The 23,816-nt window shown below is 60.0% G+C and carries 23 protein-coding genes and 1 tRNA gene; 14 read left to right on the forward strand and 10 right to left on the reverse strand.

All coding sequences use genetic code 11. The features are described 5' to 3' along the window. A partial coding sequence (locus tag QP888_RS03670) for a type IIL restriction-modification enzyme MmeI (protein ID WP_350338222.1) occupies window positions 1-524 on the reverse strand: 524 nt, incomplete at its 3' end. A gap of 202 nt (window positions 525-726) precedes the next feature. On the opposite strand from QP888_RS03670, the gene QP888_RS03675 reads away from it, so the two are divergent. The 3 genes from QP888_RS03675 (at window position 727) to QP888_RS03685 (ending at window position 2,527) form a co-directional block, all read left to right on the forward strand. Next, window positions 727-1,068 carry a helix-turn-helix domain-containing protein gene (locus tag QP888_RS03675; protein ID WP_284812174.1) on the forward strand — a complete coding sequence of 114 codons (342 nt, stop codon included), beginning with the start codon at window positions 727-729 and terminating at the stop codon, window positions 1,066-1,068. Beyond that, window positions 1,065-1,889, forward strand: coding sequence for an ImmA/IrrE family metallo-endopeptidase (locus tag QP888_RS03680; protein WP_284812175.1), 825 nt, complete (start codon window positions 1,065-1,067; stop codon window positions 1,887-1,889). The genes QP888_RS03675 and QP888_RS03680 overlap by 4 nt, the downstream gene beginning before the upstream one ends. A 92-nt stretch (window positions 1,890-1,981) precedes the next feature. Further along, entirely contained in the window at window positions 1,982-2,527 is a 546-nt protein-coding gene (locus QP888_RS03685; RefSeq protein WP_284812176.1) for a PIN domain-containing protein, read from the forward strand. A 127-nt stretch (window positions 2,528-2,654) separates the two neighbouring features. Here QP888_RS03685 and QP888_RS03690 read toward each other — a convergent pair whose 3' ends face one another. From QP888_RS03690 to QP888_RS11090, 3 genes are all read right to left on the reverse strand, one after another. Continuing rightward, on the reverse strand, window positions 2,655-2,897 hold the full coding sequence (locus QP888_RS03690) for a hypothetical protein (RefSeq protein WP_284812177.1): 243 nt from the start codon (window positions 2,895-2,897) through the stop codon (window positions 2,655-2,657). A 131-nt stretch (window positions 2,898-3,028) separates the two neighbouring features. Beyond that, on the reverse strand, window positions 3,029-3,205 hold the full coding sequence (locus tag QP888_RS03695; RefSeq protein WP_284812178.1) for a hypothetical protein: 177 nt from the start codon (window positions 3,203-3,205) through the stop codon (window positions 3,029-3,031). A 33-nt stretch (window positions 3,206-3,238) separates the two neighbouring features. After that, a complete protein-coding gene (locus QP888_RS11090) occupies window positions 3,239-3,529 on the reverse strand; it encodes a DUF2254 family protein (protein WP_350338223.1) in 291 nt (96 codons plus the stop codon). Between the two features lie 204 nt (window positions 3,530-3,733). Here QP888_RS11090 and QP888_RS03705 point away from each other — a divergent pair, with 204 nt between their 5' ends. Continuing rightward, window positions 3,734-3,934 carry a hypothetical protein gene (locus QP888_RS03705; protein WP_284812180.1) on the forward strand — a complete coding sequence of 67 codons (201 nt, stop codon included), beginning with the start codon at window positions 3,734-3,736 and terminating at the stop codon, window positions 3,932-3,934. Between the two features lie 160 nt (window positions 3,935-4,094). Further along, the gene (locus tag QP888_RS03710; RefSeq protein WP_284812181.1) at window positions 4,095-4,988 is read left to right on the forward strand and encodes a hypothetical protein; all 894 of its coding nucleotides are present in this window, start codon (window positions 4,095-4,097) and stop codon (window positions 4,986-4,988) included. Between the two features lie 111 nt (window positions 4,989-5,099). Here the strand turns inward: QP888_RS03710 and QP888_RS03715 are convergent, their stop codons facing one another. The 3 genes from QP888_RS03715 to QP888_RS03725 form a co-directional block, all read right to left on the reverse strand. Beyond that, a complete protein-coding gene (locus tag QP888_RS03715) occupies window positions 5,100-6,308 on the reverse strand; it encodes a M24 family metallopeptidase (protein ID WP_284812182.1) in 1,209 nt (402 codons plus the stop codon). Window positions 6,309-6,497: 189 nt separating this feature from the next. Further along, window positions 6,498-7,499 (reverse strand): MaoC/PaaZ C-terminal domain-containing protein, encoded by a 1,002-nt coding sequence (locus QP888_RS03720; protein WP_284812183.1) that lies wholly within the window; start codon window positions 7,497-7,499, stop codon window positions 6,498-6,500. Between the two features lie 14 nt (window positions 7,500-7,513). Beyond that, window positions 7,514-8,830, reverse strand: coding sequence for a 3-oxoacyl-ACP reductase (locus QP888_RS03725; protein WP_284812184.1), 1,317 nt, complete (start codon window positions 8,828-8,830; stop codon window positions 7,514-7,516). Between the two features lie 160 nt (window positions 8,831-8,990). Here QP888_RS03725 and QP888_RS03730 point away from each other — a divergent pair, with 160 nt between their 5' ends. Beyond that, entirely contained in the window at window positions 8,991-10,286 is a 1,296-nt protein-coding gene (locus tag QP888_RS03730) for an acetyl-CoA C-acetyltransferase (protein ID WP_284812185.1), read from the forward strand. A 97-nt stretch (window positions 10,287-10,383) separates the two neighbouring features. Further along, window positions 10,384-12,546 (forward strand): acyl-CoA dehydrogenase family protein, encoded by a 2,163-nt coding sequence (locus QP888_RS03735; protein ID WP_284812186.1) that lies wholly within the window; start codon window positions 10,384-10,386, stop codon window positions 12,544-12,546. Between the two features lie 353 nt (window positions 12,547-12,899). Here the strand turns inward: QP888_RS03735 and QP888_RS03740 are convergent, their stop codons facing one another. Next, a complete protein-coding gene (locus tag QP888_RS03740; RefSeq protein ID WP_284812187.1) occupies window positions 12,900-13,928 on the reverse strand; it encodes a prephenate dehydrogenase in 1,029 nt (342 codons plus the stop codon). A 39-nt stretch (window positions 13,929-13,967) separates the two neighbouring features. Between QP888_RS03740 and QP888_RS03745 the strand changes: the two genes are divergently transcribed. From QP888_RS03745 to gluQRS, 7 genes are all read left to right on the forward strand, one after another. Further along, the gene (locus QP888_RS03745) at window positions 13,968-14,462 is read left to right on the forward strand and encodes a tRNA adenosine deaminase-associated protein (RefSeq protein ID WP_284812188.1); all 495 of its coding nucleotides are present in this window, start codon (window positions 13,968-13,970) and stop codon (window positions 14,460-14,462) included. 189 nt (window positions 14,463-14,651) lie between these two features. After that, entirely contained in the window at window positions 14,652-15,083 is a 432-nt protein-coding gene (locus tag QP888_RS03750) for a nucleoside deaminase (RefSeq protein ID WP_284812417.1), read from the forward strand. 57 nt (window positions 15,084-15,140) lie between these two features. After that, window positions 15,141-15,365: a CsbD family protein gene (locus QP888_RS03755; RefSeq protein ID WP_284812189.1), complete on the forward strand. Its 225-nt coding sequence runs from the start codon at window positions 15,141-15,143 to the stop codon at window positions 15,363-15,365. Window positions 15,366-15,854: 489 nt separating this feature from the next. After that, window positions 15,855-15,945: transfer RNA gene (locus QP888_RS03760), tRNA-Ser, on the forward strand. 169 nt (window positions 15,946-16,114) lie between these two features. Further along, entirely contained in the window at window positions 16,115-18,652 is a 2,538-nt protein-coding gene (locus QP888_RS03765) for an MMPL family transporter (RefSeq protein WP_284812190.1), read from the forward strand. 5 nt (window positions 18,653-18,657) lie between these two features. Further along, window positions 18,658-19,908: a tRNA guanosine(34) transglycosylase Tgt gene (tgt, locus tag QP888_RS03770; RefSeq protein ID WP_284812191.1), complete on the forward strand. Its 1,251-nt coding sequence runs from the start codon at window positions 18,658-18,660 to the stop codon at window positions 19,906-19,908. Beyond that, window positions 19,892-20,854: a tRNA glutamyl-Q(34) synthetase GluQRS gene (gene gluQRS / locus QP888_RS03775; RefSeq protein ID WP_284812192.1), complete on the forward strand. Its 963-nt coding sequence runs from the start codon at window positions 19,892-19,894 to the stop codon at window positions 20,852-20,854. The genes tgt and gluQRS overlap by 17 nt, the downstream gene beginning before the upstream one ends. A gap of 619 nt (window positions 20,855-21,473) precedes the next feature. Here gluQRS and QP888_RS03780 read toward each other — a convergent pair. Next, window positions 21,474-22,151, reverse strand: coding sequence for a TetR/AcrR family transcriptional regulator (locus QP888_RS03780; RefSeq protein ID WP_284812193.1), 678 nt, complete (start codon window positions 22,149-22,151; stop codon window positions 21,474-21,476). Then, window positions 22,148-23,692 (reverse strand): MFS transporter, encoded by a 1,545-nt coding sequence (locus QP888_RS03785; protein WP_284812194.1) that lies wholly within the window; start codon window positions 23,690-23,692, stop codon window positions 22,148-22,150. Before QP888_RS03785 ends, QP888_RS03780 begins: the two co-directional genes overlap by 4 nt. Window positions 23,693-23,816 lie beyond the last annotated feature (124 nt).

Raw genomic sequence — 23,816 nt, forward strand, 5'->3', positions numbered from 1 at the left:
TTGTTGAGTGTTGGAAGAAAGAAAATCTCGAGGTTACCAGTTAAGGTCACTGGTCCGATATTCCAGCCCACTCCAGTGACATCGAAACGTTCATCTTGTTCGCCCAAGCGGTTCAGCCGGATCTGCTCAAAATTCGTGCACATGATGTAGCGCGGCCACTGGTGCTCTTTGATGGTGCCGCCGCGCAGATAATCCAGCGCCTGCTGGTGGGCGGCATCCAGATCCACATCCAGCGACTTTGCCTCACCAATCAACTTGTTGGGCATAAAGAAATCAATACGTCCGTGCCCGCCGGTGCTGCTGCGCTTAGCAGTCTGCTCAAAAACATTGAGGTAGGTGGCATTAATACCGAAGCAAGAAAAGAAATCTGTCCAATACTGCTGCGCGTACTTTTGCTCGGTGCCGGACTCATTGGTTTCGCGCCAGGCGGCGATGCGTTCGCGCCAGCGCACCACAAATTGTGAGAGGTTGTGGCGGATGGTTGAGCGTTCCAGGCGTTGCGTGGTGGATGTGGCGCGAGTCATTACTCCATTATCGCAAAGCTGGTGGGGTAACGCAGGTTTAGCGCAGGTTAGGTGTGCTGTGAGCCGTCAGGGCCTGCGGCGTCGTCAAGCAGCACATTCACGTCCTCACTTCGGCTGACCGCTGTCACAATGCCCGGGGTGGCGTGGGGTCTGGGTGACAACCTACGTGGTGTAGAATCAAAACTGAATGGGAGTGATTCAGATGTCAGTTGTGAATATTGAGATCGGCCAGCGGATCGTCGATGCACGCAAGGTTGTAGGCGTGTCGCAGCGCGAGTTGGCCAAAGAGACCGGCTTGTCGCAGCCGACGATCCAGCGGATCGAGAAGGGTGAGCGGGCTGCGTCGAGGCTGGAACTCGTGCTAATCGCAGACGGTTGTGGTGTGCTGGTCGACGACCTGCTTGGCACGAACAGCATCGCTAACGAAGTGCGCTGTGCTGGGCGCACTGACGAGGCTGGATCGAAGGAGCTTGCCGACTACCTGATCTACGCATTCGGAGTTTCGCGTCGTCTCGACCAGCTGGGCATCCCGGAGCGCGTATGAGTAACGAGGCCATCGGACGGGCAGCCGCCGAGAGATTCCGCAGAGAGTATTCCCTCGGCTCCGAGCCAATAACGAATCTGGTCAGGCTCATTGAGCGCAAGGTGGGAATCGGTGTGGCCTACGTTAGGACCTCGGCAGCTGGTCACGGGATGACGATGCTTCTGGATGATATGCACCTCATGGCGGTGGGTTGCACGAAGCATCCCATGCGACTTCGCTCCACTCTCGCTCATGAACTTGGTCATCATCAGCTCGGCACTATTGACAGCATGACAGATGGTACCGATTGGGCTCGGCGTAGCCCCGAAGAGATCCAAGCGGACGCCTTCGCCCGCCACCTGCTAGTTCCAATGGGCGGCGTGGCGGACGTGGTAGACGGTGAGGAGGCCACGCTCGTGACTCTCTCCGACATTGTGCAGACCTACCTCGCCTCTCCCCACATGGTTGCCATCCAGATGCGCGACGCTGGTGTGATCAATGCCGACACCTGCAAACAATGGAGCCAGATTACTGCTGGCGCCATTGCTGCTCAGTTCGGCTGGCGCCCCGAGTACCAGGCCCTAGTCGAGCAGTCGAGCAAACCTCGTGGTCCGCAGAGCCTCATGACGCGGGCCATAGAGGGCTACCGCCAGGGGAGCGTGGCCTCCTCGACTATCGCAAAGCTCAGTGGCGATCCCAATGCCTCAGCCACGAAGGCAGCCCTGGCTGAGGAGGGAATCACTCCTGTCGAGGTGCCAGCCGTGTCGGCACTCCGTCCTAAAGACACAGGTGAGCGGCTCACCTCTGAGGAGTTGTCGGCGTTTATGGGCGGCGCGGAGTAATGCACATCCTTGACACCGGACCGATTTTCAAGTTCCTTACCACCGACTGCGTTCCCGAGTTGCTTTGCGCTCTGGGCCATAACAAGATTCACGTGCCCAGGGCAGTAGAGCTGGAAATATTGGACACTCCCACCCGGCATAGGCAGTTTGAGCGCGCACGTGAGGTCTGGCACCGGTTCCCAGAACGCTTCAGGGAGATTATCCCGGACGATGCCACCGAGGAACTCAGACAGTGCTGTCAAGCTGTCCTGGGAATGGAGTTCGAGGAAATGTACGCTGAACCCAAGGACCGCGGAGAACACATGGCGATCCTCCATGGCGTCCTCCGCGCTCGTGCGGGTGAACAAGTCATCCTCGTGTGCGACGAGACAGCCGGCACCAATGTCATCAAGAAACAGGCAAAGGTGCTCAGCCAGGCGCAACGCAGAGGTCAGTTTTTGCCCGGAGGGAGCATTCAGCACGCTGACACGATCCAGCTGCTGTGGTGGGCAATCGAGGGCGGCGGCTTCAACGGCAGCCGCGAGCAATTTCTCACCAAGTACAAGGCGATGGCTGCCTTGGATTCATCAATGCCGTTTACTGCGAAGGAAGTGGGGCTAACCAAGAGCCCACCATGGCCACCAGACGCGAAGCGCTAATGTTAAAGACTTTCGTGGGGTGACCGGCAGTTTGTCGACATTGCAGCGGGCCACCGTCGCTGATTCCCAACACCGACTCACGCAGTCAGCGCAATGTCACAGTGCAGCACCAGGTCGGCTCGGAACGCTACGAGTCCGACTCGTGGCTTCCGGGTTCCGCAACCTGTCCTTCTTCATGCTGGGCTTGCTGGGCGCACTGCCGAGCAATATGCCACGACACGCCCAGCTTCGGTGCAACAGCGAGTCGGTAGTAGTTCACCCGTTCAAGAATCCGTCGGGCTTCAGCCTCATCTTCGATGCGCATCCCCCGAGAACGGAGAAGATCAATTTGTTCTCCGTGAGATTTAAAAATTTTCGACGGCTGTGACACGCAACTCCCCCTAGAAACGACCGAAGAAAAATGAGGACCGGCCCTGGACTGCTACGAAGAGCAGCGGAACCGGTCTTGGTGTTTTCAGCCTACCCGATGGAGCGGTGCTAAGCAACGATCCTGAGATCAAGTCACTCTGTCGACGCAGGGGTGACGTGCTGTGCTGCGCGCTGGGCAATCGCAGGATCTTTCGCGTTAGCACGGATGCGGTGGGCCAGATCCACGAGAGCCTCTGCCACAATTCGGAAGCCCAGCGCATGTGGGCGTACGTAGTCAAATGGCATATCGACGATCTCTTGGATAGTCACCGGGTGCAGATCACGCGCGGTGCGCCGACGTCGTCAAGCAGCACATTCGCGTCCTCGCTTTGGCTGACCGCTGCGACAATGCCCGGGGTGACCTGCTGGAACACCGTGATCGCGCAAGGCCTTGGCGACGGCGTCGGCACGCTGTTCCGGCCGCACCTGAGCCAGCGGCGCACCTTCCACCACGTGATCGCCCGGCCGCGCCAGAAGGCTGACGTTCACGTTGCAGCTTTCGGCATCGCGACGCAATATGGCGTAATCGATGCGAGTGAGGAAACCGTTCTTATACGCAGGAACGAGACTGATCACTGAGGTCGAGCCCATCATTCAAGAAGTGCTCCGGCATCCATCCTTAATTCAGCTTCGAACGGCCTTCCAGGCGCAATGGGCAAACCTCTACGAGATGGCTGCAGACAACGTGCAGGCGAATGAGTTGGATGGCAGAATCGAGGCTATTGTTGATAAGCTCCGAGATTTGCGAGCGACGTGATCTGTCGAGTAGCAGACCGTCATATAAAGGAGGTTAGATCGGTGCCTGGATTTCTCATTGAATACCATCGCCGCCGCGGCGCGGTGAAGGTTGAGAAGTTCGATTCTTTAGCTGAAGCAATGGAAGAGCGATTGATCCGGGACCAGAAAAACTTGGACGAGGATCTTGAGATCGTGACGGTAGCTAGCAAGAGCCGCGAACAGCTGGAGAAGTCCCACTCGCGGTATTTCATTTCAGCCTAGCCCGATGATATCCACATCCGTGAGCCTTTAGGCACCATTATGGGAGTAAACCTGCCGGGGCAGGCCCAAGCGGTGGCGGCACAACACTGTGGCAGAAAATTCTTAGCGGTACTCTGATAGATGGTCGCAGAAACCAGAAACGTACCCGAGGAGAAGACCAATGGCTAGCCATTACGATTTCTACGAATCGTTGGAACTAGATAAAAATGCCAGTACCGTAGATTTACGAGCCACACTTTCGCAGCGGCTGGAACAACTCACGACCGACGGCGCAGATGACTCCGACCCGAAATTCCATGAGTTGTCCACCGCCCAAACCATTCTGGGCGACGATGCGCGACGCAAGAAATACGACGACCGGCTGGCCGACGACTCCGCCGCCGCAATGCAGATCAGTGACCTGGTACACCTGGCTGACCACGGGCAATTCCCAGGCGCCAGCAATTATTCCTGGACAAATACCGCACAAGGTTCATCAGCCAACGCTGCGCAGATGAGCGCTGCACCGCAAACTTTTACCATCCACACCCGCAAGGTCGAAGAGGCAGAACCCACCGGTCGGCCGTTCGCACGTTTCAAAGCCGCACCGGGAACCACAAAAGCTGCGGTGATCGTCGCCGCACTGGTTCCGGTAGTGATGACTCTGTATCTGGTGTATGCGGGATTTGATGTCGCTGGGCAGTCTACGCCAACAAGTACTGGCGATGGTTTGGCAGACCTTTTCGCCGGAGCCATGTCTGGCGTGCAATCCATGGTGAGCTTGGTAGTCATGTTCGTTGTCGGGCTATTCACTCTGCTGAACATCCTCTGGGGCGAACGTGTGGTCCGCACCACGTTGAGCGAGCCAAGCAGAGCCAACCTTATTTATCTGTGGGTGATTACCGGTTTCTACGCGGTCGTCGATTTCAGCTTGTTTATCGCCGACACCGACGAATTCGGTTTTGCATTCTTCCTGCTGCTGATCCCACGCGTGGCAGTGATCGTCCTGCTTTCGCTGGGTGCTACGCGCCGTTGGTTTGATGGCACCGTAGAAACCCGTGTGCCGATGAATTAATCGCATGAACGCCTAAAATTAATACCTAGAAGTCCCGGTGAGAGCAACTCCCACTGGGGCTTACGTATATTGCTTATACGCTTGAATTCTAGGGCGCAGTTTAACTCCGCCTTACCGCAGCTCGCGTGGCTGCTGGTTCAGGTGACGCGGGCCATCTGCTTCCAACACCACAATATCTTCCAGGCGCATGCCCCATTTGCCCTCGACATAAATGCCGGGCTCGATGGAAAACGTGAAGCCTTCCTGCACCTGCTGCTTATTACCCTCCAAGTAGAACGGATCCTCGTGCGTCGACAAGCCAATGCCGTGGCCTAAGCGGTGGCTGAAGTTCTCGCCATAGCCGGCCTCTGTGATGATCTCGCGGGCAGCACGATCAATCGACTCCGCCGTCGCACCCGGCTTCGCGGCCTCGCGGGCAGCATGGAACGCGCGGGTGACAACCTCATAGGCATCGTGGAATTCCTGCGGGGCCTTGTCGACGGCGCCATCGACCACGTATGTGCGGGTGGAATCCGAGCGGTAGCCATCGCCAAAAGCACCGCCCAGGTCGACGACCACTGGCTCTCCCGTGTGCAGCACGCGGTCGGAGAACGAGTGGTGCGGGTTAGCGCCATTTTCGCCACAGCCGACGATGATGAAATCAATGCTGTGGTGCTCTTGCAAGATCAGGTCATGCAGTTTATTGGCCACTTCGCGCTCGGTGACACCATCGCGCAGCAGCGCCGGAACCTGCTCGTGCACGCGGTCAATCGCGGCCGCGGCGGCCGCTAGCTGCGAGATTTCCTCCTCACCCTTGGCCAACAGCAACTGGCTCATCGCATCTGAACCCAATTCGATGCTGTGGTTCGGCAGCGCAGCATCCAGGCGCAACACGTGATCAGCCGTCATCGCATTAGCTACCGCGATTGTGCTGTGATCGCTGTTTTCCTCCAACAGCTTCCGCGTGATCTCATACGGCGACTGTCCGTCGCGCCAGGCCTCGAAGCGGAAGCCGAGCTCGTCCAGGTTTTCCTGTTTCAGCGTCAGCACGTCGGTCTCCGGGCACACAGCCACCGGATCTTTGCCCGCACGCAGCACCAGGAAGGTGGCCCGCTCATGCGAACTAAAAGTGGAACCAGTCAGGTACTGGAAATCCGGACCCGGGCTGACCAGAAAACCCGCCAGATTCTGCGCGGCGACGATTTCGTTGGCTTTGGCTAAGCGCGCGCGGAAATGATCCGCGGTGACGGGGGTATACTTGCTGTTAGCGGCGGCGTCAGCAGAGTCAGCGGAGGCGTCAGCAGCAGAGCCAGCGGCGGTGGAATTATTGTGAGACGACAAAACCTAGGCCTTTCGATTCGTAGCGTTGTGTTCGTTATATCTAACGGAATTTCTTCCTGGGTTTTGCCGCCAGAATAACAGCGAATCGGGCCTAGGCTTCTGGTGTGTGAGGAGTATAAACCTCCCGGCAGGTGCCAGTCGGGAGCTAATCGAGCGCTAGCCGAGCGTCAGTCGAGCGCTAGTCGAGTGCTAACTGAGAGCCTCGAACTTGCCGACGGCGTGCACCTTCTTCGGATCTGAACCCTTGGTTACCTGTGCGTTCCAGGTAGCTGGGGTGTTGGTCGCCGGGGCGTTGGCAGCGGCATCGGTAGCTGGGGTGTTGGTAGCGGGCCCTGGTTGGGCGCCTTTGCCCCGGAACGTGTAATACGCGATGCGGGCAGGCAGGATCACTGGCTTCTGGAATTCCACCGTGTAGCGCAGCGCGCCGGGCAATTCGCCTTCCAAACCAGCAACCATCTTCGCGGCCGTCCACATGCCGTGGGCAATCGGGGCCGGGAAACCGAAAGCCTTCGCGCCGATCTTGGACACATGTATCGGGTTCTTATCGCCCGATGCTTCCGCGTAATCGTCAATGATGTCGCGGTCCACCTTCCAATTCACCGTGGCGGTCTCGTCGGCAACGTCTAGCTGCTCCAGCACGGAGCCGGAATCCTCGCCGCGGGTGCGCACCTCATTCGGCGTCTGCGCGGAAAACTTCGCACCCATGCCCAAAAACGCCGACGTCTGGCGCCACACCAGCTCGCCGTCAACAGAGATCTCACTGATGAAATCCACCAACAAGCCCTTACGGTGCGGGCGCAGGTTTTCTGCGTGCACGCGCAGGGTCAGCTCGTCGTCGATGCGCAGCGGGCGGGTCTGTTCAATCTCGTTGGTCAGATGCACCATACCGGCCGCGCGGCACGGGAAGTCCGGCGCCAGCATCACCTGCATAAATAGCGGGAATGACAGCACGAACGGGTAGGTGATCGGCAGTTCGTTGCTGTAGCGCAGGCCAGTCGCACGGGTATAGGCGGCCAGGTGCTCGCGGTCCACGGTGAAATTTGCGACCTCAAAAGCCGCCTGCGGGTCACCAGTGGCGTGGCGCTTGGTGCCCAGCACTGGCAGAGTGTCCTTGACGACGCCGCGCAGCAGCTTCGACATGTCGGGGACTTTCGCCAGCTTGGTGTAGTTGCGGGAATTCTGTGCAGTCATTGCGTACAACTCCTTTACGCGCCCATCATGTTCTGGCCACACACGCGCACGGCATTGCCGTTGACCGCGCGGGAACCAGAGCTAGCGAAAAACGCGACCGTTTCTGCAACATCGACTGGTAGACCACCCTGGTTCAGCGAGCTGATGCGACGGCCGATTTCCCGTGGGCCGGTAGGCATGGCGGCAGTCATCGCGGTTTCGATAAAGCCCGGGGCCACGGCGTTGACGGTGCCGCCAGCGGCTGCCATTTTCTCGGCCAAAGCGTCGACAAGCCCGATCATGCCGGCCTTGGTGGTGGCGTAGTTGGTCTGGCCACGGTTACCGGAAATACCAGCCATCGACGAGATTCCGACGATATTGGCATCTGCTGCCAGGCCGCCGTTGTTCAGCATCTGCTCGGTGATGCGTACCGGGGCCACCAGGTTGATGTTTTGCACCATCTGCCACTGGCCCTCGTTCATATTCGCCAGCAGCTTATCGCGGGTAACACCGGCGTTGTGCACGATGATGCCCACGGCCTTGCCGTAGCGCTGCTGGGCGTGCTCGGTGATGGCTTCGGCGGCGTTGTCTGCGGTGACATCCAGTGGCAGGGCAGTGCCTTTCACCTTGTTGGCGACTTCTGCCAATGCCTCGCCTGCCGGTGGAATGTCGATGCAGATTACGTCGGCGCCATCGCGGCCCAGTACTTCAGCGATGGTGGCACCGATACCGCGGGCGGCACCGGTAACTACTGCGAGCTGGCCCGCCAGTGGGCGTTCCCAGTCCACGTTCTCGTTCTCTGTGGCAGAAACGCGAATAACCTGGCCGGAGACGAACGCGGACTTGCCAGACAGCAAGAAACGCAGCGTGGATTCCAACGCAGAAATTGGTGCTCCCGGCTCAACATAAACCAGCTGTCCGGTGGCACCCTTGCGTAGCTCCTTAGAAATGGAACGAGAGAAACCTTCCAGGGAGCGCGCGACGATGCGGGCATCACCTTCCAGGTCATCCGGGTTATTACCGATCACGACGACGCGACCCGAAGCGCCGAGCTTGCGCATCTGCGGGTGGAAGAAATTGTAGAGTTCGTGCAGCTGTTCCGGGCGGGTGATGCCGGTGGCGTCGAAGACGATGGCGGCGCGCTTGGAATCCGCCTCGGCGTCGAGAAGCTGGTAGTCCACCTGGAGCAGGGAACGGATGTCGTCGGCAAGATCGCCGCCACCTACCACCACGGGACCATCCAGGAAGGGTTCGCCAGGGGTGTAGCGGCGGAGCTTGGTGCCCTGGGGGATGCCGAGTTTTGCGCCAAAGTCTGAGTTAATGACGCGTTCCAACATGGATTTTTTCGCCATAATGGGCCTCCTGTAGGGGGTAGAGACGAATTGTACGAATGGTTATGCGTGATTAAGGTTACACGAAATCGTGTAAAGTGAATCCTGGCACCCTATCCTAGGGTCACGGAAAAACTGCAGCAAGCAGATTGTTTTCTGAGACAAAACAAGGGAGAAAATTATGACCCAGCGTCGAAAAGTCGCGATCTTGGGCGGCAACCGCATCCCGTTCGCCCGCTCGAACAAGGAATACTCCTCCGCATCCAACCAAGACATGCTCACCGCAGCCCTCAACGGCCTGGTAGCACGCTACGGACTGCAGGATGAGCGGGTCGGTCAAGTCACCGCAGGCGCCGTCCTGAAACACTCCCGGGACTTCAGCCTGACACGCGAATGCGTATTAGGCTCGCCGCTTGATTCGCAGACCCCAGGCACGGACATCCAGATGGCCTGCGGCACCGGCATCGCAGCAGCCGTACACGTGGCCGACGCCATCGCAGCCGGACGCATCGAATCCGGCATCGCCGGTGGCGTCGATACCACTTCCGACGCACCGCTGGCCGTCGGTGACCGCCTGCGCCGCACCCTGCTGGAACTGTCCCTCGCCAAGACCGCCGCCCAGCGCCTGAAACTGATCGGCTCCATCCGCCCGAAAGACCTGGCACCAGAAACCCCACGTAACTCCGAGCCACGCACTGGCCTGTCGATGGGTGAGCACGCCGCAATCACCGCCCGGAAATTCGGCATTTCCCGCCAGGCACAAGACCAGCTGGCCGTGGAATCACACCAGAAACTGGCGAAGGCCTACGACGAAGGCTTCTTCGACGACCTGATCACCCCATTTTTGGGTGTCACGCGCGATACCAACCTGCGCCCAGACTCCACCGTCGACAAGCTCGCTAAACTCAAGCCAGTATTCGGCAAAAAAGATGCCGAGCGCCACGGCGCCCAGGCCACGATGACCGCTGGTAACTCCACCACGCTGACCGACGGCGCCTCCGTCGCCCTGCTGTCCAGCGAAGAATGGGCACAGCAGCACAACATCCCCGTCCGCGCATACCTGGTGGACTCCGAAGTAGCCGGTGTGGACTTCGTGCATGGCGACGACGGCCTGCTAATGGCACCGACCTACGCTGTGCCACGCCTGCTGGAGCGCAACGGCCTGAGCCTGCAGGACTTCGACTTCTACGAAATCCACGAAGCCTTCGCCTCCCAGGTGCTGGCAACCCTTTCCGCGTGGGAAGATGCAGACTACTGCCGCGAAAAACTCGGTTTGGATCAGCCATTGGGAGCTATCGACCGCGACAAGCTCAACGTCAAAGGATCCTCACTGGCAGCCGGACACCCATTCGCAGCCACCGGTGCACGCATCCTGGCAACCGTCGCCAAGACCCTGGAAGAAAACGGTGGCGGCCGCGCGCTCGTATCCGTCTGCGCCGCCGGTGGACAGGGCATCACCGCCATCGTTGAGCGCTAAACGCTAAAAGTTGAACGTTAAACGCTGAACCTTAAACGCTGAACGTTAAACCAGCGTGAGAACAACCTGAGTGAGACCCTCCTGGAAGGAGACCCCCATGAACCGCATCGCAGAATTTGCCAAGAACCTGGGCAAAGACTCTGACAACGGCGTTAAAGACAACGGCTCTGCCACTAGCTCTGACAACGGTGCTAAAGGTGCTGGTGCTAAAGACGCAGACTTGGAAACCAACTCGGCCAAGGGCACCCCGGAGCCATCCTCTCCGCGCACCCTGCCGACGGAACCAGACCATGCCGCAGCCGAAGACTTGCAGAAGCTTCTCGACGGTAAAGCCGCCCCATACCGCAAGGCAGTGCGTGAGACTCTGGAAGAAAAAGACCTGAAGCTGAACTTGGATGGTGGCATTGATGCCGTGCGTGACCGCATGTACGACCACATCAAGTTCTTGGTGGAATCCGGCGAATCCCGTCACTCGTTCTCCAAGGAAAACGGCGGTTCCGGAAACGCGCTGGCTGCAGTTTCTGGTATCGAAACCATCGGTGCGATCAACCCATCGCTGACCATCAAATCCGGTGTGCAGTGGGGGCTGTGGGGCGGCGCGGTCGACAACCTGGGTAGCGAGCGCCACCGCCATTACATCGAGAAGATCCAAAACGCCGAACTGCTCGGCTGCTACGCGATGACCGAACGCGGCCACGGTTCCAACGTGCAAGAGCTGGAAACCACCGCGACCTATGATCCAGACACGCACGAATTCATCATCAACAGTCCAACTGACTCGGCCCGCAAGGTCTATATCGGTAACGCGGGCCGTGACGGCCGCATGGCTGCAGTATTCGCGCAGCTTTACACCCCGGGCGAAGAAGAATCTCACGGCGTGCACTGCCTGATCGTGCCCATCCGCGACGAGGACGGCAACCCGCTCGACGGCGTCGAAATCGGCGATCACGGACGCAAAGGCGGCCTGCTGGGCGTGGACAACGGCACCCTGTTGTTCAACAACGTGCGCGTGCCACGCGAAAACCTCCTGAACCGCTTCGGTGACGTGGAAGAAGACGGCACCTACGTCTCGCCGATTGACTCACGCAACCGCCGTTTCTTCACCATGCTGGGCACGCTGATCCGCGGCCGCATCACCGTCGGCGGTGCAGGCCTGGCAGCTACCCGGACCGCCAGCGACATCGCCATCCGTTACGCTAACCGCCGTCGCCAGTTCGAAGGCGGCGAAAAGGGCGTCGAAAAGCGCCTGATCGACTACCGCCAGCACCGCCGTCGCTTGCTGATCCCACTGGCGCGCACCTACGCGCTGACTCTGCTGCAAAACCGCATCCTGGAACGTTACGATGACATGCTGAATAAGCAGGCCAGCGGACAATGGTCGGTCACTGACCCCACCGAAGAACAGCTGTTTGCCTCCCGCGAGATGGAATCGCTGGCTGCCGCCGTCAAGGCCGCATCCACCGAGCACGCCAACCGGACTTTGCAAGAAATGCGCGAAGCCTGTGGTGGCGCCGGATACATGTCCGAAAACCTGCTGACCACCCTGCGTGCCGACGCCGATATTTACTCCACCTTCGAAGGTGACAACACGGTGTTGATCCAGATGGTGGGCAAACACCTGCTGACCGCCTTCGGCCGCGATATGCAGGATCTTTCCCCATGGGACATGGTCAAATACGGTGTGGAAACTGCTGCCGATACCGTCCGTCGCCGCACCGGCATCCGTTCCGGCATGCAGTCCGTCATCGATCTGGTCTCCAACCGCGACGAGGACTCGCTGTTCGACGCCGGTTACCAGGTCAAGCTCATTGAAGACCGCGAGCAGGCCGTGCTGCGTTCGCTGGTGCGTCGTATCGCCCCAGCCCGCAAGGCAGACCGCGCCGAGGCCGCCGAGATCATTGATAAGACCCAGGACCACCTGATTGCCGTGTCCTGGGCGCACGTTGACTCGCTGCTGATGCGCACCATGGTCGAAACCGAACTGGAACTGCCAGAAGGCTCCGCCGCCCGCCAGGTATTTGAGCAGGTGCGTAGCTTGTTCTTCTTCGACCTGCTGATCAAACACGCCGGTTGGTACCAGGAGCACAACATGCTGCCATCCGGTCGCGTGAAAGCCGCCCGTGCCGCCATCAACGATCTGGTCGACTCGCTTGGCCCATGGTCGCAGGTGCTGACTGAAGCTTTCGCCACCCCGAAGAGCGCATGGAACGTGCCAATGCTGAACGACGGTGGCGTCGACGGCGGCGATAACGAAGCCTAGAAAATCTCCATCCGGCCGCCGGTAGATTCCGTTTGCCGGAGCTGGTTCACCCAGCCCGGCGAGCCCGGGTGGAAACGCAACACCGGGCGGGAAGCTTGGCAACCAAGAAGGTCCGCAACCAAACAGCTTGGACCTAGTGAATGCTCGAATTTGAGTTTTCTTCGAATAGTATCTCGAGTTTTTTCTCAATTCTGTTCATTTTCTTGAACAGAGTTATCAAGATAAAAACGATGGCAAGAATTATAATAACTGGGATAGCGATTAACAGTACTTGTGCAATGCTCATGATGTCAGATTCTAGGGTGTGACATGGGCGCGGGCAATAGTTGCGCAATTGAATAGTGTACGCGGCCTTAGAAAATCTCCATCCGGCCGCCGGTGGATTCCGTTTGCCGGAGCTGGTTGACCCAGCCCGGTGAACCCGGATGGAACCGCAACACCGGGCGGGAAGAAATCTTCACCGGCGACACCGACTCACGGCGCGCGCCGGTGCGTGCCTCCAAACGACGCCGCGCCCGGTTACCCGCCACAGCCAGCTCCCGGATCGACGGCGGATCCTGCGACAGTGTGTCGTGCGCCTCGGCCAATAACTCGATAGCTTCTTCCAACGCCTCGCACAGCGCCACGGAGTTCGTTTCGCACATCGCCTGAATCAACTCCGGGTTCGTGCCCGCCACCCGCGTGGCGTCTTTAAACGAGCCGGCCGCCAGCGACTGTGCCAAAATCCCGCCATTATCTCCGGTCACCGACAACGCCAACGCCATTAAGTGCGGCAAATGCGAGACCCGGGCGACGGCGTGATCATGGTTGACCACCCGTGCCGGGATGGCCTCGGCGCCAGTAGCACTGGCCATGCGCACGACGTCGGTAAACAGCTCAATCCAGCCCGCATCAATGAGCTGGCCATTTTTTTGTTGCTGGTCAGCGTAGTCATAGGTAATTGCCCAGGTGGCGCGCTCAAACAAACCCTTGCGGGAGGCATTCCACCCCGACTCCGAGGTTCCCGCCATCGGGTGCCCGCCAACGTAACGCGCCTCCATGCCTCGCTTGCGGATCTCCGCGTACACCTCCCACTTCACACTCACGACATCGCTGATGCCGCAGCTGGGAGCGTATTCCGCGATCTGATCCAACACCGCACCCACCGCAAACATGGGCACCGCGACGACGATCAGCGCGTTGTCTTCCTCCGCCCGGCGTAGCACCTGCGGCAAATCATCGGAGACGTCGTAGCCCTCCGAGACCGCTTTGCGCGCGCCGGACGTCGAGCGGTTATAGCCAAAGGCGGTATCGCCAGCTGCGACTAAATCGCGCAGCAAAGAACCTCCGATCAGCCCGAGACCGACTAAACACACTGGACGCGAAATTCTGGAGGATAGCACGGTATCAATTTTGCCAGAATGCGACTAGTCTCACGAGGTATGAACCAGCAAGATTTTGGACCGAGCTTTTCCGTCGTCGTCACCACCGTCGATGGCGCCTGGACTGTGCGCAGCTACGCGGATGATTTCGACGACATCGACACGTCCATCACGCAGGTGCGCAACCTGCGTTCAGAATCCGCCGCCTTCGCCATGCTCTGCATTGACGACGACTACTTCGTGCTGGTCCGCCCCACGCCCGGCGGGGTGCGCCTGCTGCTTTCCGACGCCACGATGGCCGTCGACGACGACTTCGCCGCCTCTGTGCTGGACCGGTTGGACATCGACGTGCCGGATATCGCGGAGGAAGAACTCGACGAGATCGAAGGCTGGGCCGACGGAGACTTCGCGATCCTCGCTGACCTCGGCGTTTCCGAGCAGATGCTGGAGGTTATGACCGACAACCTGGACGAATCCCCCAGTGACCAGCTGGTGCGCATCGCTGAAGAGCTCGGCTTCGACGAAGAATTCCTGGACGTCACCGGGCTGGATTAGAGGGGCCGTTTCGTGCTTGACGACGCAGCGGTGGACGCGGTGCCTGGCGACGCGGTGCAGTGCCGGGTGCTTGGCGACGCAGCGGCGCGCGTAGCGGCTGGCGACTCAGAGACGGACTCAGAGCCTGGCGACACAACGGCGCCCCGAGTGCTCCCGGAACAGTCCGCGCTCACGCGCGCACGCTCCCGTATGGACCGTGCTCTTGCAGCCGCGCGCGACACCCCGGCCGGGGATATACCGGTCGGGGCAGTCGTGTTTGGCCCGGACGGGGAGCCAGTCGCGGCGGCCACCAACCGTCGGCAAGTGGACAATGACCCCACCGCGCACGCCGAAGTGCTGGCGCTGCGTGCGGCGGCGGAAAAACTCGGGCGCTGGCGTTTGGAGGACTGCGAGCTCGTGGTCACCCTGGAACCCTGCGTGATGTGCGCGGGAGCGGCCGTGGCTGCGCGGGTGGGTAGCATCGTGTTTGGCGCGTGGGAACCGAAAACCGGGGCGTGTGGTTCCTACGTGGATGCGGTGCGTGCGCCCGGAGCGCTGTACGTGCCGGAAGTCCGCGGCGGGGTGGCGGAATCTGAATGCCAAGCGATAATTCACAGTTTCTTTTCAGACTTGCGGCGGTGATCTTCGGTAGAATGGTTCGTGTTAGCTTCACAAACGTTTCCTAGGAGGGAAAATACAATGGCTGATGCAGAAAGCTTCCTGGACAAGGCTAAGGCTAAGGGCAAGGAGATCGTTGGCGAGGTTCTCGACAACGACGAGATGAAGAACGAAGGCAAGGGCGAGGGTGCAGCCGCTGAGGCTAAGGGCACCGTTAACGACGCCAAGGACAAGGTCGAAGACAAGGCTGATGATCTGAAGGACAAGGCTTCTGAGACCCTCGGCAAGCTGACCGACGACAAGTAAATTGTCTGCTTAAAACGCCCGGTCAGCTTTGCTGGCTGGGGTTTCCGCCCGTTCGCGTGTGGTGCATTGTGCACTGCGTGCGGCGGGCGGTTTTTGCGTGTGGGGCGGGGCGTGCGGCGGGGTGGGTGTGCGGTGGGTAGCTCGGTGGGGGCGTAGATGCGTGCCGACGGCTGCGGTGATGCCCGGGGCTGGGTGGGTATTCGTATGGTTTTGAGGTGCGGGCGGGTGCAGTTTTGGGGTGGGGGTGCTCCGGAAATAGTGCAGTTTTACAAATAGAGTCTGCTTTGGGCCCTGTTTTGGGTGTCTATTTGCAAAACTGCGCCACTTACGCGACTTATTCCGCCTTGCCCATCCCGGTTTTCTCTCCGCAGTGGCCGCAGTGGCCGTCCACCCGGCTCACCTCGCACACGCCCCACGCCCCACGCGCCTTACACGCCCCACCCGCCCCAGATTTGGACACAGCCCGCAGTCTGTTCTATCCTTATCGGCGGTGGCGTGTCCGAGCGGCCGAAGGTGAACGCCTCGAAAGCGTTTGTTGGGTAACCCCCAACCGCGGGTTCGAATCCCGCCGCCACCGCCATTTTTCGAGCAGATCCTTAAACTAAGGGTCTGCTTTTTTAATATCGACAACAGTGCTCGCTAGCAGCAATGGCTTGATCATGACGGTGACATGTGCATACCAACACCTGCGTACAACGCCATGGTCAGAACCGCAACGCGCTAGCAGCAGCGAGAGTAAGGCGAACAACGTGGCAAAGTTTTTGTACCGGCTGGGATTATTCTCGTTTCGTCATAGCTGGAGCGTGATCATAGCTTGGCTGGTCATCCTGGCGGCGTCCGTCGGCGCGGCATTGAGTCTGTCGGGTTCGTTTACCGGCGATTTCGAAATTGATGAGACCCCGACGATCACCACCACTAAGCGCGTTGTTGAGTTATTCCCGGAAGACGGAAACCCAGCAGCGGCAGCGACGGTGAACTTGGTGTTCCAAGCCCCGGAGGGCGAAAAGCTCAGCGACCCGGACAACACTGCCGCGATCGACGAGGTCATCGCCAGTCTGGAAGAAAACCTGGTCATCGAGGATGAGCTGCGCTTCGGCAACCCGGTCACGCTTTCGCCGGAGCTGGTGGAAACCGTCGAGCGCATGGGGGTTGAGCAGGGCCTGCCAGAGGAAACCGCCCGCTTGGACGCCGAGCACCTGCGTCTTCTTAACGACGACGAAACCATCGGCTGGACTACCTTCCGTTTTGATGCGCCGAACGCCTATGAGGTGCAGCCTGAGCAGTACGACGCCGTCTACCAGGCCATGGACATTGGCCGCGATGCTGGCTTGACGGTGGAAGCTTCTGGCGAAGGTTTTGGTGACCCGATTGCTATTGAGCTATCCAATGAGTGGATTGGTTTATCCATTGCCTTCTTGGTGTTAGTGGTGACTTTCGGTTCGGTGGTCGCTGCGATCTTGCCGATCATCACTGCGATCGTGGCCGTGGGAATCGGTGCTTTGTGGGTCTTTGCTGCTACTGGTTTTGTTGAGCTGAATGACATGACCCCGATGCTGGCGCTCATGGTTGGTTTGGCTGTGGGGATTGACTACGCATTGTTTGTGATGTCGCGTTACCGCAGTGAGCAGCAGCGCCTGCCGAATGACAAAGCTATTGCGTTGGCCTGCGGCACGGCCGGTTCGTCGGTGGTTTTCGCGGGGCTTACCAACTTCATCGCACTGACGATGTTGTGGGTTGCGCAGATCGAGTTCCTGACCGCGATGGGGTTGGCCGCGGCAGCGACCGTCGCATTGGCCACCGTCGTCCCGCTGACCTTGTTACCAGCGATTTTGGGCTTGCTCGGCGATCGGGCCTTTGGTCTTGCACTCCCGGGGGTGGCGGGGCGTCCTCGTCGGAATGGGAAGAAAAAACAAGGTGCGACGATGGGGCGACGCTGGGTGGGCTTTGTGCAGCGTTTCCCGGCGATGTTGTTACTGCTGGTCGTGCTCGGATTGGGTGCGGCTGCTACCCCGTTGACACGCCTAGAGCTCGCGTTGCCGACAGATACCACCGGAAACCCGGAAACTACGCAGCGCAAGGCCGCAGACTTGAAGGCCGAAGGGTTTGGTCCGGGAACGAATGGCCCGTTGTTGGTGCTTGTCGACGCCCACACTGTCAACGAGGATGCCGCCGCGTTGCAGACGATGGTCGAGTTGCAAGGCGAAGAATCGCCCGTGGAAGTGCACGGTGCAGAACCGCCCGCCGAAGAAGGTGCAGCCCGGGAAGTTGCAGCTCCGCTGAGCCGTGAGGATAAAGCTGCCCGCGCGAGCTACCTGTATACCGTTAATCAGATCAATACTTTGGCTGCTGTGGAACATGCTCAGCTGGTGGCGCTGGCCGACGACGGCCGTGCCGCGCAGATCTTGGTCACCCCGACAACTGGCCCGGCGGAAGCTGCGACTGTGGACTTGGTGGAAAATCTCAATCGTATTAATGCCGAGGTGGAACGTGCCACTGGTGTCAGCGTTGGTCTGACTGGTTTGACGGCGGTGCAGGTGGATATCACTGAGCGCCTGGCCCAGGTGATGCCCGTGTATCTGGCGGTTGTCGTTGGAGTCGCGGTGCTTTTGTTGATCATGGTTTTCCGTTCTTTGCTGGTGCCTTTGGTCGCTGGGGTGGGCTTCCTGCTGTCGGTGGGGGCTGCCTTTGGCGTCACGGTGTTGTTCTGGCAGGAAGGCTTCGGTGGTTTTGTCGCGGCACCGGGTCCGTTGATTTCCTTTATGCCGATCTTCCTCATCGGCCTGACGTTTGGCTTGGCCATGGATTACCAGGTCTTTTTGGTTACGCGCATGCGGGAGGCTTTCGTCGTTACGCGTGGGGATGGTCTGCAGAAGTTTGCGCGGCATGACCCGGATGCGCGTGATTTCAACCAGATTGACTATTCCACTATTGCTGGGTTTAGCCAGGGCGCGCGCGTCGTCACGGCGGCTGCCGTCATCATGATTGCGGTGTTCGTTGGTTTTATTGGCCAGCCGTTGCCGTTTATCAGCATTTTTGGTTTTGCGTTGGGCGTGGCGGTGCTTTTCGACGCCTTCTTTATCCGTATGACGTTTGTGCCCGCCGCGATGTTCCTGATGGGCCGCGGCAACTGGTGGTGGCCGCGCTGGCTGGATAAGATCATCCCGCATCTAGATGTGGAAGGAACGAGTCTGGAAGACGACGAGGTGCCGACGCTGGATCGTGCAGCTCGACAAGCTAAGCATGCGAAACGCAATCAGCAGCCCGGTAGACACAGGAAGATAAACTAGCCGCTATGACCGATCTGAGTTTCACCGTCAATACCCACCTGGATCTACCGGGAATGCAAGGCCGTACGGGCACGATCACCACCCCGCATGGCCCGATTAATACTCCGGCGTTTATCCCGGTGGCCACCAAGGCGACGGTGAAGACGCTGAGCCCGGAACAAATTCGGCTCACCGGTGCGCAGGCGATCTTGTCCAACGCGTACCACCTGTACCTGCAGCCGGGCCATGACATTGTCGACGAGGCCGGCGGCGTCGCCAAGTTTGAAAGCTGGCATGGGCCCACCTATACGGATTCCGGTGGGTTCCAGGTGATGAGCCTGGGCGTGGGGCATAAAAAGACCATCAAGATGGATTATGAGCAGGAGATGGCGGAGTTCACCCCGCGGAAGGTGAATAAGGACTCGTTGGCGATTGTCGACGAGGACGGCGTGAATTTCCGCAGCGTGTTGGACGGTTCGCGGCACCGGTTTACTCCGGAGAAGTCGCTGCAGATCCAGCACGGTTTGGGTGCGGATATCATGTTTGCGTTCGACGAGCTGACCACGCTGGTGGATACCCGCGCTTACCAGGAAGAATCCGTGGCGCGCACGCATCGGTGGGCGGAGCGGTGCTTGGCAGAACACGACCGGTTGACACGGGAGCGTGCGCACCGGCCGAAGCAGTCGCTGTGGGGCGTGATCCAGGGGGCGCAGCATGAGGATCTGCGCAGGCAGGCCACCCGTGGGCTGGTGTCGTTATCGCAGGAGGCTGAGGCGGCCGGTCGGCGTGGTTTCGGTGGCTATGGCATTGGTGGCGCGTTGGATAAGGGCATGCTGGGCACGATCGTCGGCTGGGTGTGCGACGAGCTTCCCGACGATAAACCCCGCCACTTGCTGGGCATTTCCGAGCCGGACGACGTGTTCTGGGCAATTGAAAACGGCGCGGATACCTTCGATTGCGTCTCGCCGACGCGCCTGGGCCGCCGCGGTGGTGTCTACACGCTGGATGGTCGGATGAACCTGAAAAACAAGCGCTTTGAGCGGGACTTTTCTGGTGTCGATGAGGAATTCGGCGGCTATGTTTCGCAGAATTACTCGCGCGCGTATATCCGGCACTTGCTCAAGGCCAAGGAATTTCTGGCGGGCACGTTGTGCACGATCCACAACCTGGAATTCATGATTCGCCTGGTTGATAACATCCGGAAATCGATCGACGGCGGTTATTACCGCGAGTACCGCGATGAATTCCTGTGCCGGTACTATGCCAATACCAAGTAGCGCTGTTTCGGCTGGTGCTACAGCTAACGCTGCTGGCACCGGGGGTGTCGGCCGCTACGCGCCGTCGCCGACTGGGGACCTGCATTTTGGCAATCTGCGTACCGCGGTGGCGGCCTGGTTGTTTGCGCGTGCCGACGGTCTGGGCTTTGTGGTGCGCGTCGATGATTTAGATTCGCAGCGGTGCCGTGAACACTTCGTCGACAGCCAGTTGGCGGATCTGCAGGCGATCGGCCTGGACTGGGATGATCGCGGTGCGGAGCTGCGGCAGTCGGATCGGGAGGCGGCTTATGCCGCAGCCGTCGACAAGCTGGCAGGCCAAGGGTTGGTGTATGAGTGTTATTGCTCGCGTAAGGATATCCAGCAGGCGGCGTCGGCGCCGCACCAGCTTCCGGGCGAGTACCCGGGTACGTGCCGGGATTTGAGCGAGGCGCAGCGCGTGAAGAAACGCGAGGAACTTGCTGGGCAGGGGCGGGTTCCGGCGTTGCGGCTGCGTGCGGGGTGCAGCGAGTTCAGCATCACTGACCGGTTGCACGGCGAATACACCGGCCGGGTGGATGATTTTATTGTGCGTCGTGGTGGGAATGCGGCGCAGGCGCGTGATTATGCTTATAACCTGGCGGTTGTGGTCGATGATGCGCACCAGCAGGTTACCCAGGTGGTGCGGGGGAATGATTTGTTGTCGTCTGCGCCGCGGCAGGCGTATCTGGCGCAGCTGTTGGGGCTGGCCGCGCCCGAGTATGCGCACGTTGGCTTGGTGGTCAACGCCGACGGGCAGCGGCTGGCGAAGCGCGATGGTCCGATCACCCTCCGCACGATGTCGGCGCGGCAGGTGGCCGAAGAGGTTTTCGCGTCCATTGGTTGCGCTGGTGCGACGTCGTTGCACGAAGCTCTCGAGAGTTTCCGCCCGGAAGCGCTTGCCGACGACTACGTGTGGGCGGCAGGCTAGCAGCGCTAGTTCTCTAAATCTTCATCGCGTTTAAAAAGCGTGGAGCTGAGCGCGCCCAAGTGTTCAAATTGCGCCTGGAAGGCATGAGCATGCTCGAGATTGCCAACTGTCGCCCCGGACGGCCATGCGTGCAAAGCAAATAATGGCTCAGTCAGACGGATCTGACTGAGCCATTATTTCACGATTTTGCTGCTCGTTTCGCTACAGCTTCCCGCCCCAATATATAAGTAGCTCCTACGAACCCGAAAAACGCAATAACCCAAAGAAGAGTCGTAAACCCTGAGCTGGGCAACGAAGTTGCCAGAAGCAGCAAAGCTGAACTCAATAGTGCAATTAGAATACCCAGTCCTACGTTTTTATTGTTCCGAGAAGTATTCATCTTAACTCCAAACTCTTCCGGTATTGTGGCTTGAAACACACATTAGTCGCACCCCAGCGCCACGTCTAGGGGATTGTTGAAAGCTAGTAATCATTACTACCCTTTATTTGGGGGGGGGGTGCGTGCCTATTTTTTGCCACCCGGAAGCGCTTGCCGACGACTACGCGTGGGTGGGACGCTAGTAGCGCTAGCAGTGCCAGCGCGCTAGCGCTCCAGCACGGCTGCGCCGGTCACCGGGCGTTAGTTACCCAATTGCGCCGCATAGACCTTCGCGAGCGTCGCCAAGCTGGCATATAGGGTGGCGTCGTCGCGGTCGATCAGCCATAGCTGCGCGGTGCCGAACAGCGCGCCGAGGATATTTTCAGCCAACATATCCGCTGGCTGCGCCCAGGTTTTCCCGGTGGCTGCGGCGAGGTAGTCCAGGATGCTTCCGATCAGTTCGCGATAGCTGGCGTTGGACTCTTGCATGATCACCCGCAGCTGCTCGTCCCGGGCGCACATCAGCGCGAGTTCTTGCTGCGCGGCTTCCTCCCATGGGTCGCCGATCAAGTTATCGGCGTAGCTGGCAAAAGCGGCGTGCAAAATGCCTTCCGGGGAAACGGTCTGCTCTGTGGGGCTTGCCGCATGTTCCGGGGGGCTGGCTTGCTCCGGTGCGGCGAAGCGTCGAAAAGCTGCCGTCGAGCGATCAATATCGTCGCGGACGACGGCGCGGATCAGCTCGTCTTTGGAGTGGAAAGCGTAGTGCACCGAACCATGCGGCACCCCGGCTTCCTTGGCGACGGCGCGCGTCGTCAAGCCGAAGGCCCCATCGCGGGCCATGACGGTGTGGGCGACTGCGGTGAGTTCGCGGCGGCGTTGCTCGGCGGGGATACGTTTGCGGGACTGTTGGGAGCCAGAACCGGAGTGTGTGCTGCTCATCGCGGTGAAATCTCCTGCGGGTGGTGGACGGATTCCTCGATGCGTCGGGAATATTCGCGGATGCCCCACCAGCCGGCGGCCGCCGCGCCCAGGGCGATGAGTGCGCCCGCACCGGTGGCGACATTCATGCCGGTCAGGTAGGCGTCGTTGGCGGAGTCGATGAGGCGACTTGCCTGTTCAGTGGGCAGGCTAGCGGCGATCTCGTGTGCCCCGCCGAGGGTATCGCGGGCACTGACGGCCTGTGCGCCTTCCAACCCATGCTCGTCGGCATGCAGGTTCCGCGCATACACTCCCAGGCCCAGGGTGCCCAGCAGTGCGGTGCCCATCGCGCCGCCGAATTCGTAGCCGGTCTCGGAAATCGCCGAGGCCGCAGAGGCGCGCGCCGGGGGAGCGGTGCTGAGTACAACCTCGTTGGTCAGCGTTTCCGAGAAGCCGATGCCGAAACCGACCGCAGCCGCTGCGACCACGACCAGCAGCATCGTCGTGCCGGTATCTAGGAAGGATGCCAGCCCGAAGCCGAGCGCGGTGATCAGAGAACCAATGGTGATGACCTTCCTGATCGAGACCCGCTTGGCGACGGACGGCGAGATGAATGTGCCGGCCATCGTCGCCACGGCCAGCGGCAGCATCCACAGGCCCGCGCTCATGGAGCTGTAGCCTTTGACCAGCATGAGGTACTGCGGATAGAAGAACGTGAGCCCCAGCAGTGCGAGGGTGGCCAGCATGTTGACGGTGATCGCGGCGGTGAATCCTGGGCGCGCGAAGAGTTTCAGGTCGATCATTGGGTTGGCGATGCGGCGCTGGCGGTGGATGAATAATGCGGTGAAAGCGATACCCGCGACTAACGCAACGACGGAGGCCACCGTTGGTTGTTTGATCAGGGTTTTCAGCGCATAGACGACCGGGAGTAGACTGGCGATGGATAGCGCGGCCGAAGGGTAGTCGAATTTCTGTGGGTTCGGGTCGCGCGATTCTGGTAGCAGGTACCACGCGGCGGGTAGGAATAGCGCCATGACCGGGGCGTTAATCAGGAATACCGAGCCCCACCAGAAATGTTCCAGCAACAGCCCGCCGAGTACTGGGCCGAGCGCGCCGCCGCCACCGAAGGCGGCTGCCCACACGGCAATGGCCAGGCGTCGTTCGTGCGCGTTGTCGAAGATGGTGCGGATCAGCCCCAACGTCGAAGGCATGAGGGTGGCCGCGGAGGCACCCAGGGCGGCGCGGGCGAGAATCAGCAGCTCCGGGTTGGGGGCGAATGCCGTCGCCAAGGAGGCCAAACCGAATGCGGGGGCGCCGATCATGAGCATGCGTTTGCGGCCGAAGCGGTCGCCGAGCGAGCCTGCCAGCACCAAGAGCCCGGCTAGTAGGAAGCTGTAGATGTCGATGATCCACAGCATTTGTGCGGAAGTTGGGCCGAGGCCTGCGCTGATGGCGGGCACGGCGATGCTGATGACGCTCATGTCGATGCTCAGCAGCAGCACCGGGCCGACGAGTGTGGCCAGCGCGAACCAACGTGCCGCGGGGGATTGCATCGCTGTCATGGGTTTTCAGTACCGCCTTGAGAACTAGATGTGTGATTTCGGATCCTGAGCAGGTGCACAGGACTATTTGGCCGGGTGGCCAAGTTGACTCCAGCCATTGTGCCACATACTTGGCCGGATGGCC

The organism is Corynebacterium sp. MSK297 (genome assembly GCF_030232885.1).
Lineage (GTDB): Bacteria > Actinomycetota > Actinomycetes > Mycobacteriales > Mycobacteriaceae > Corynebacterium.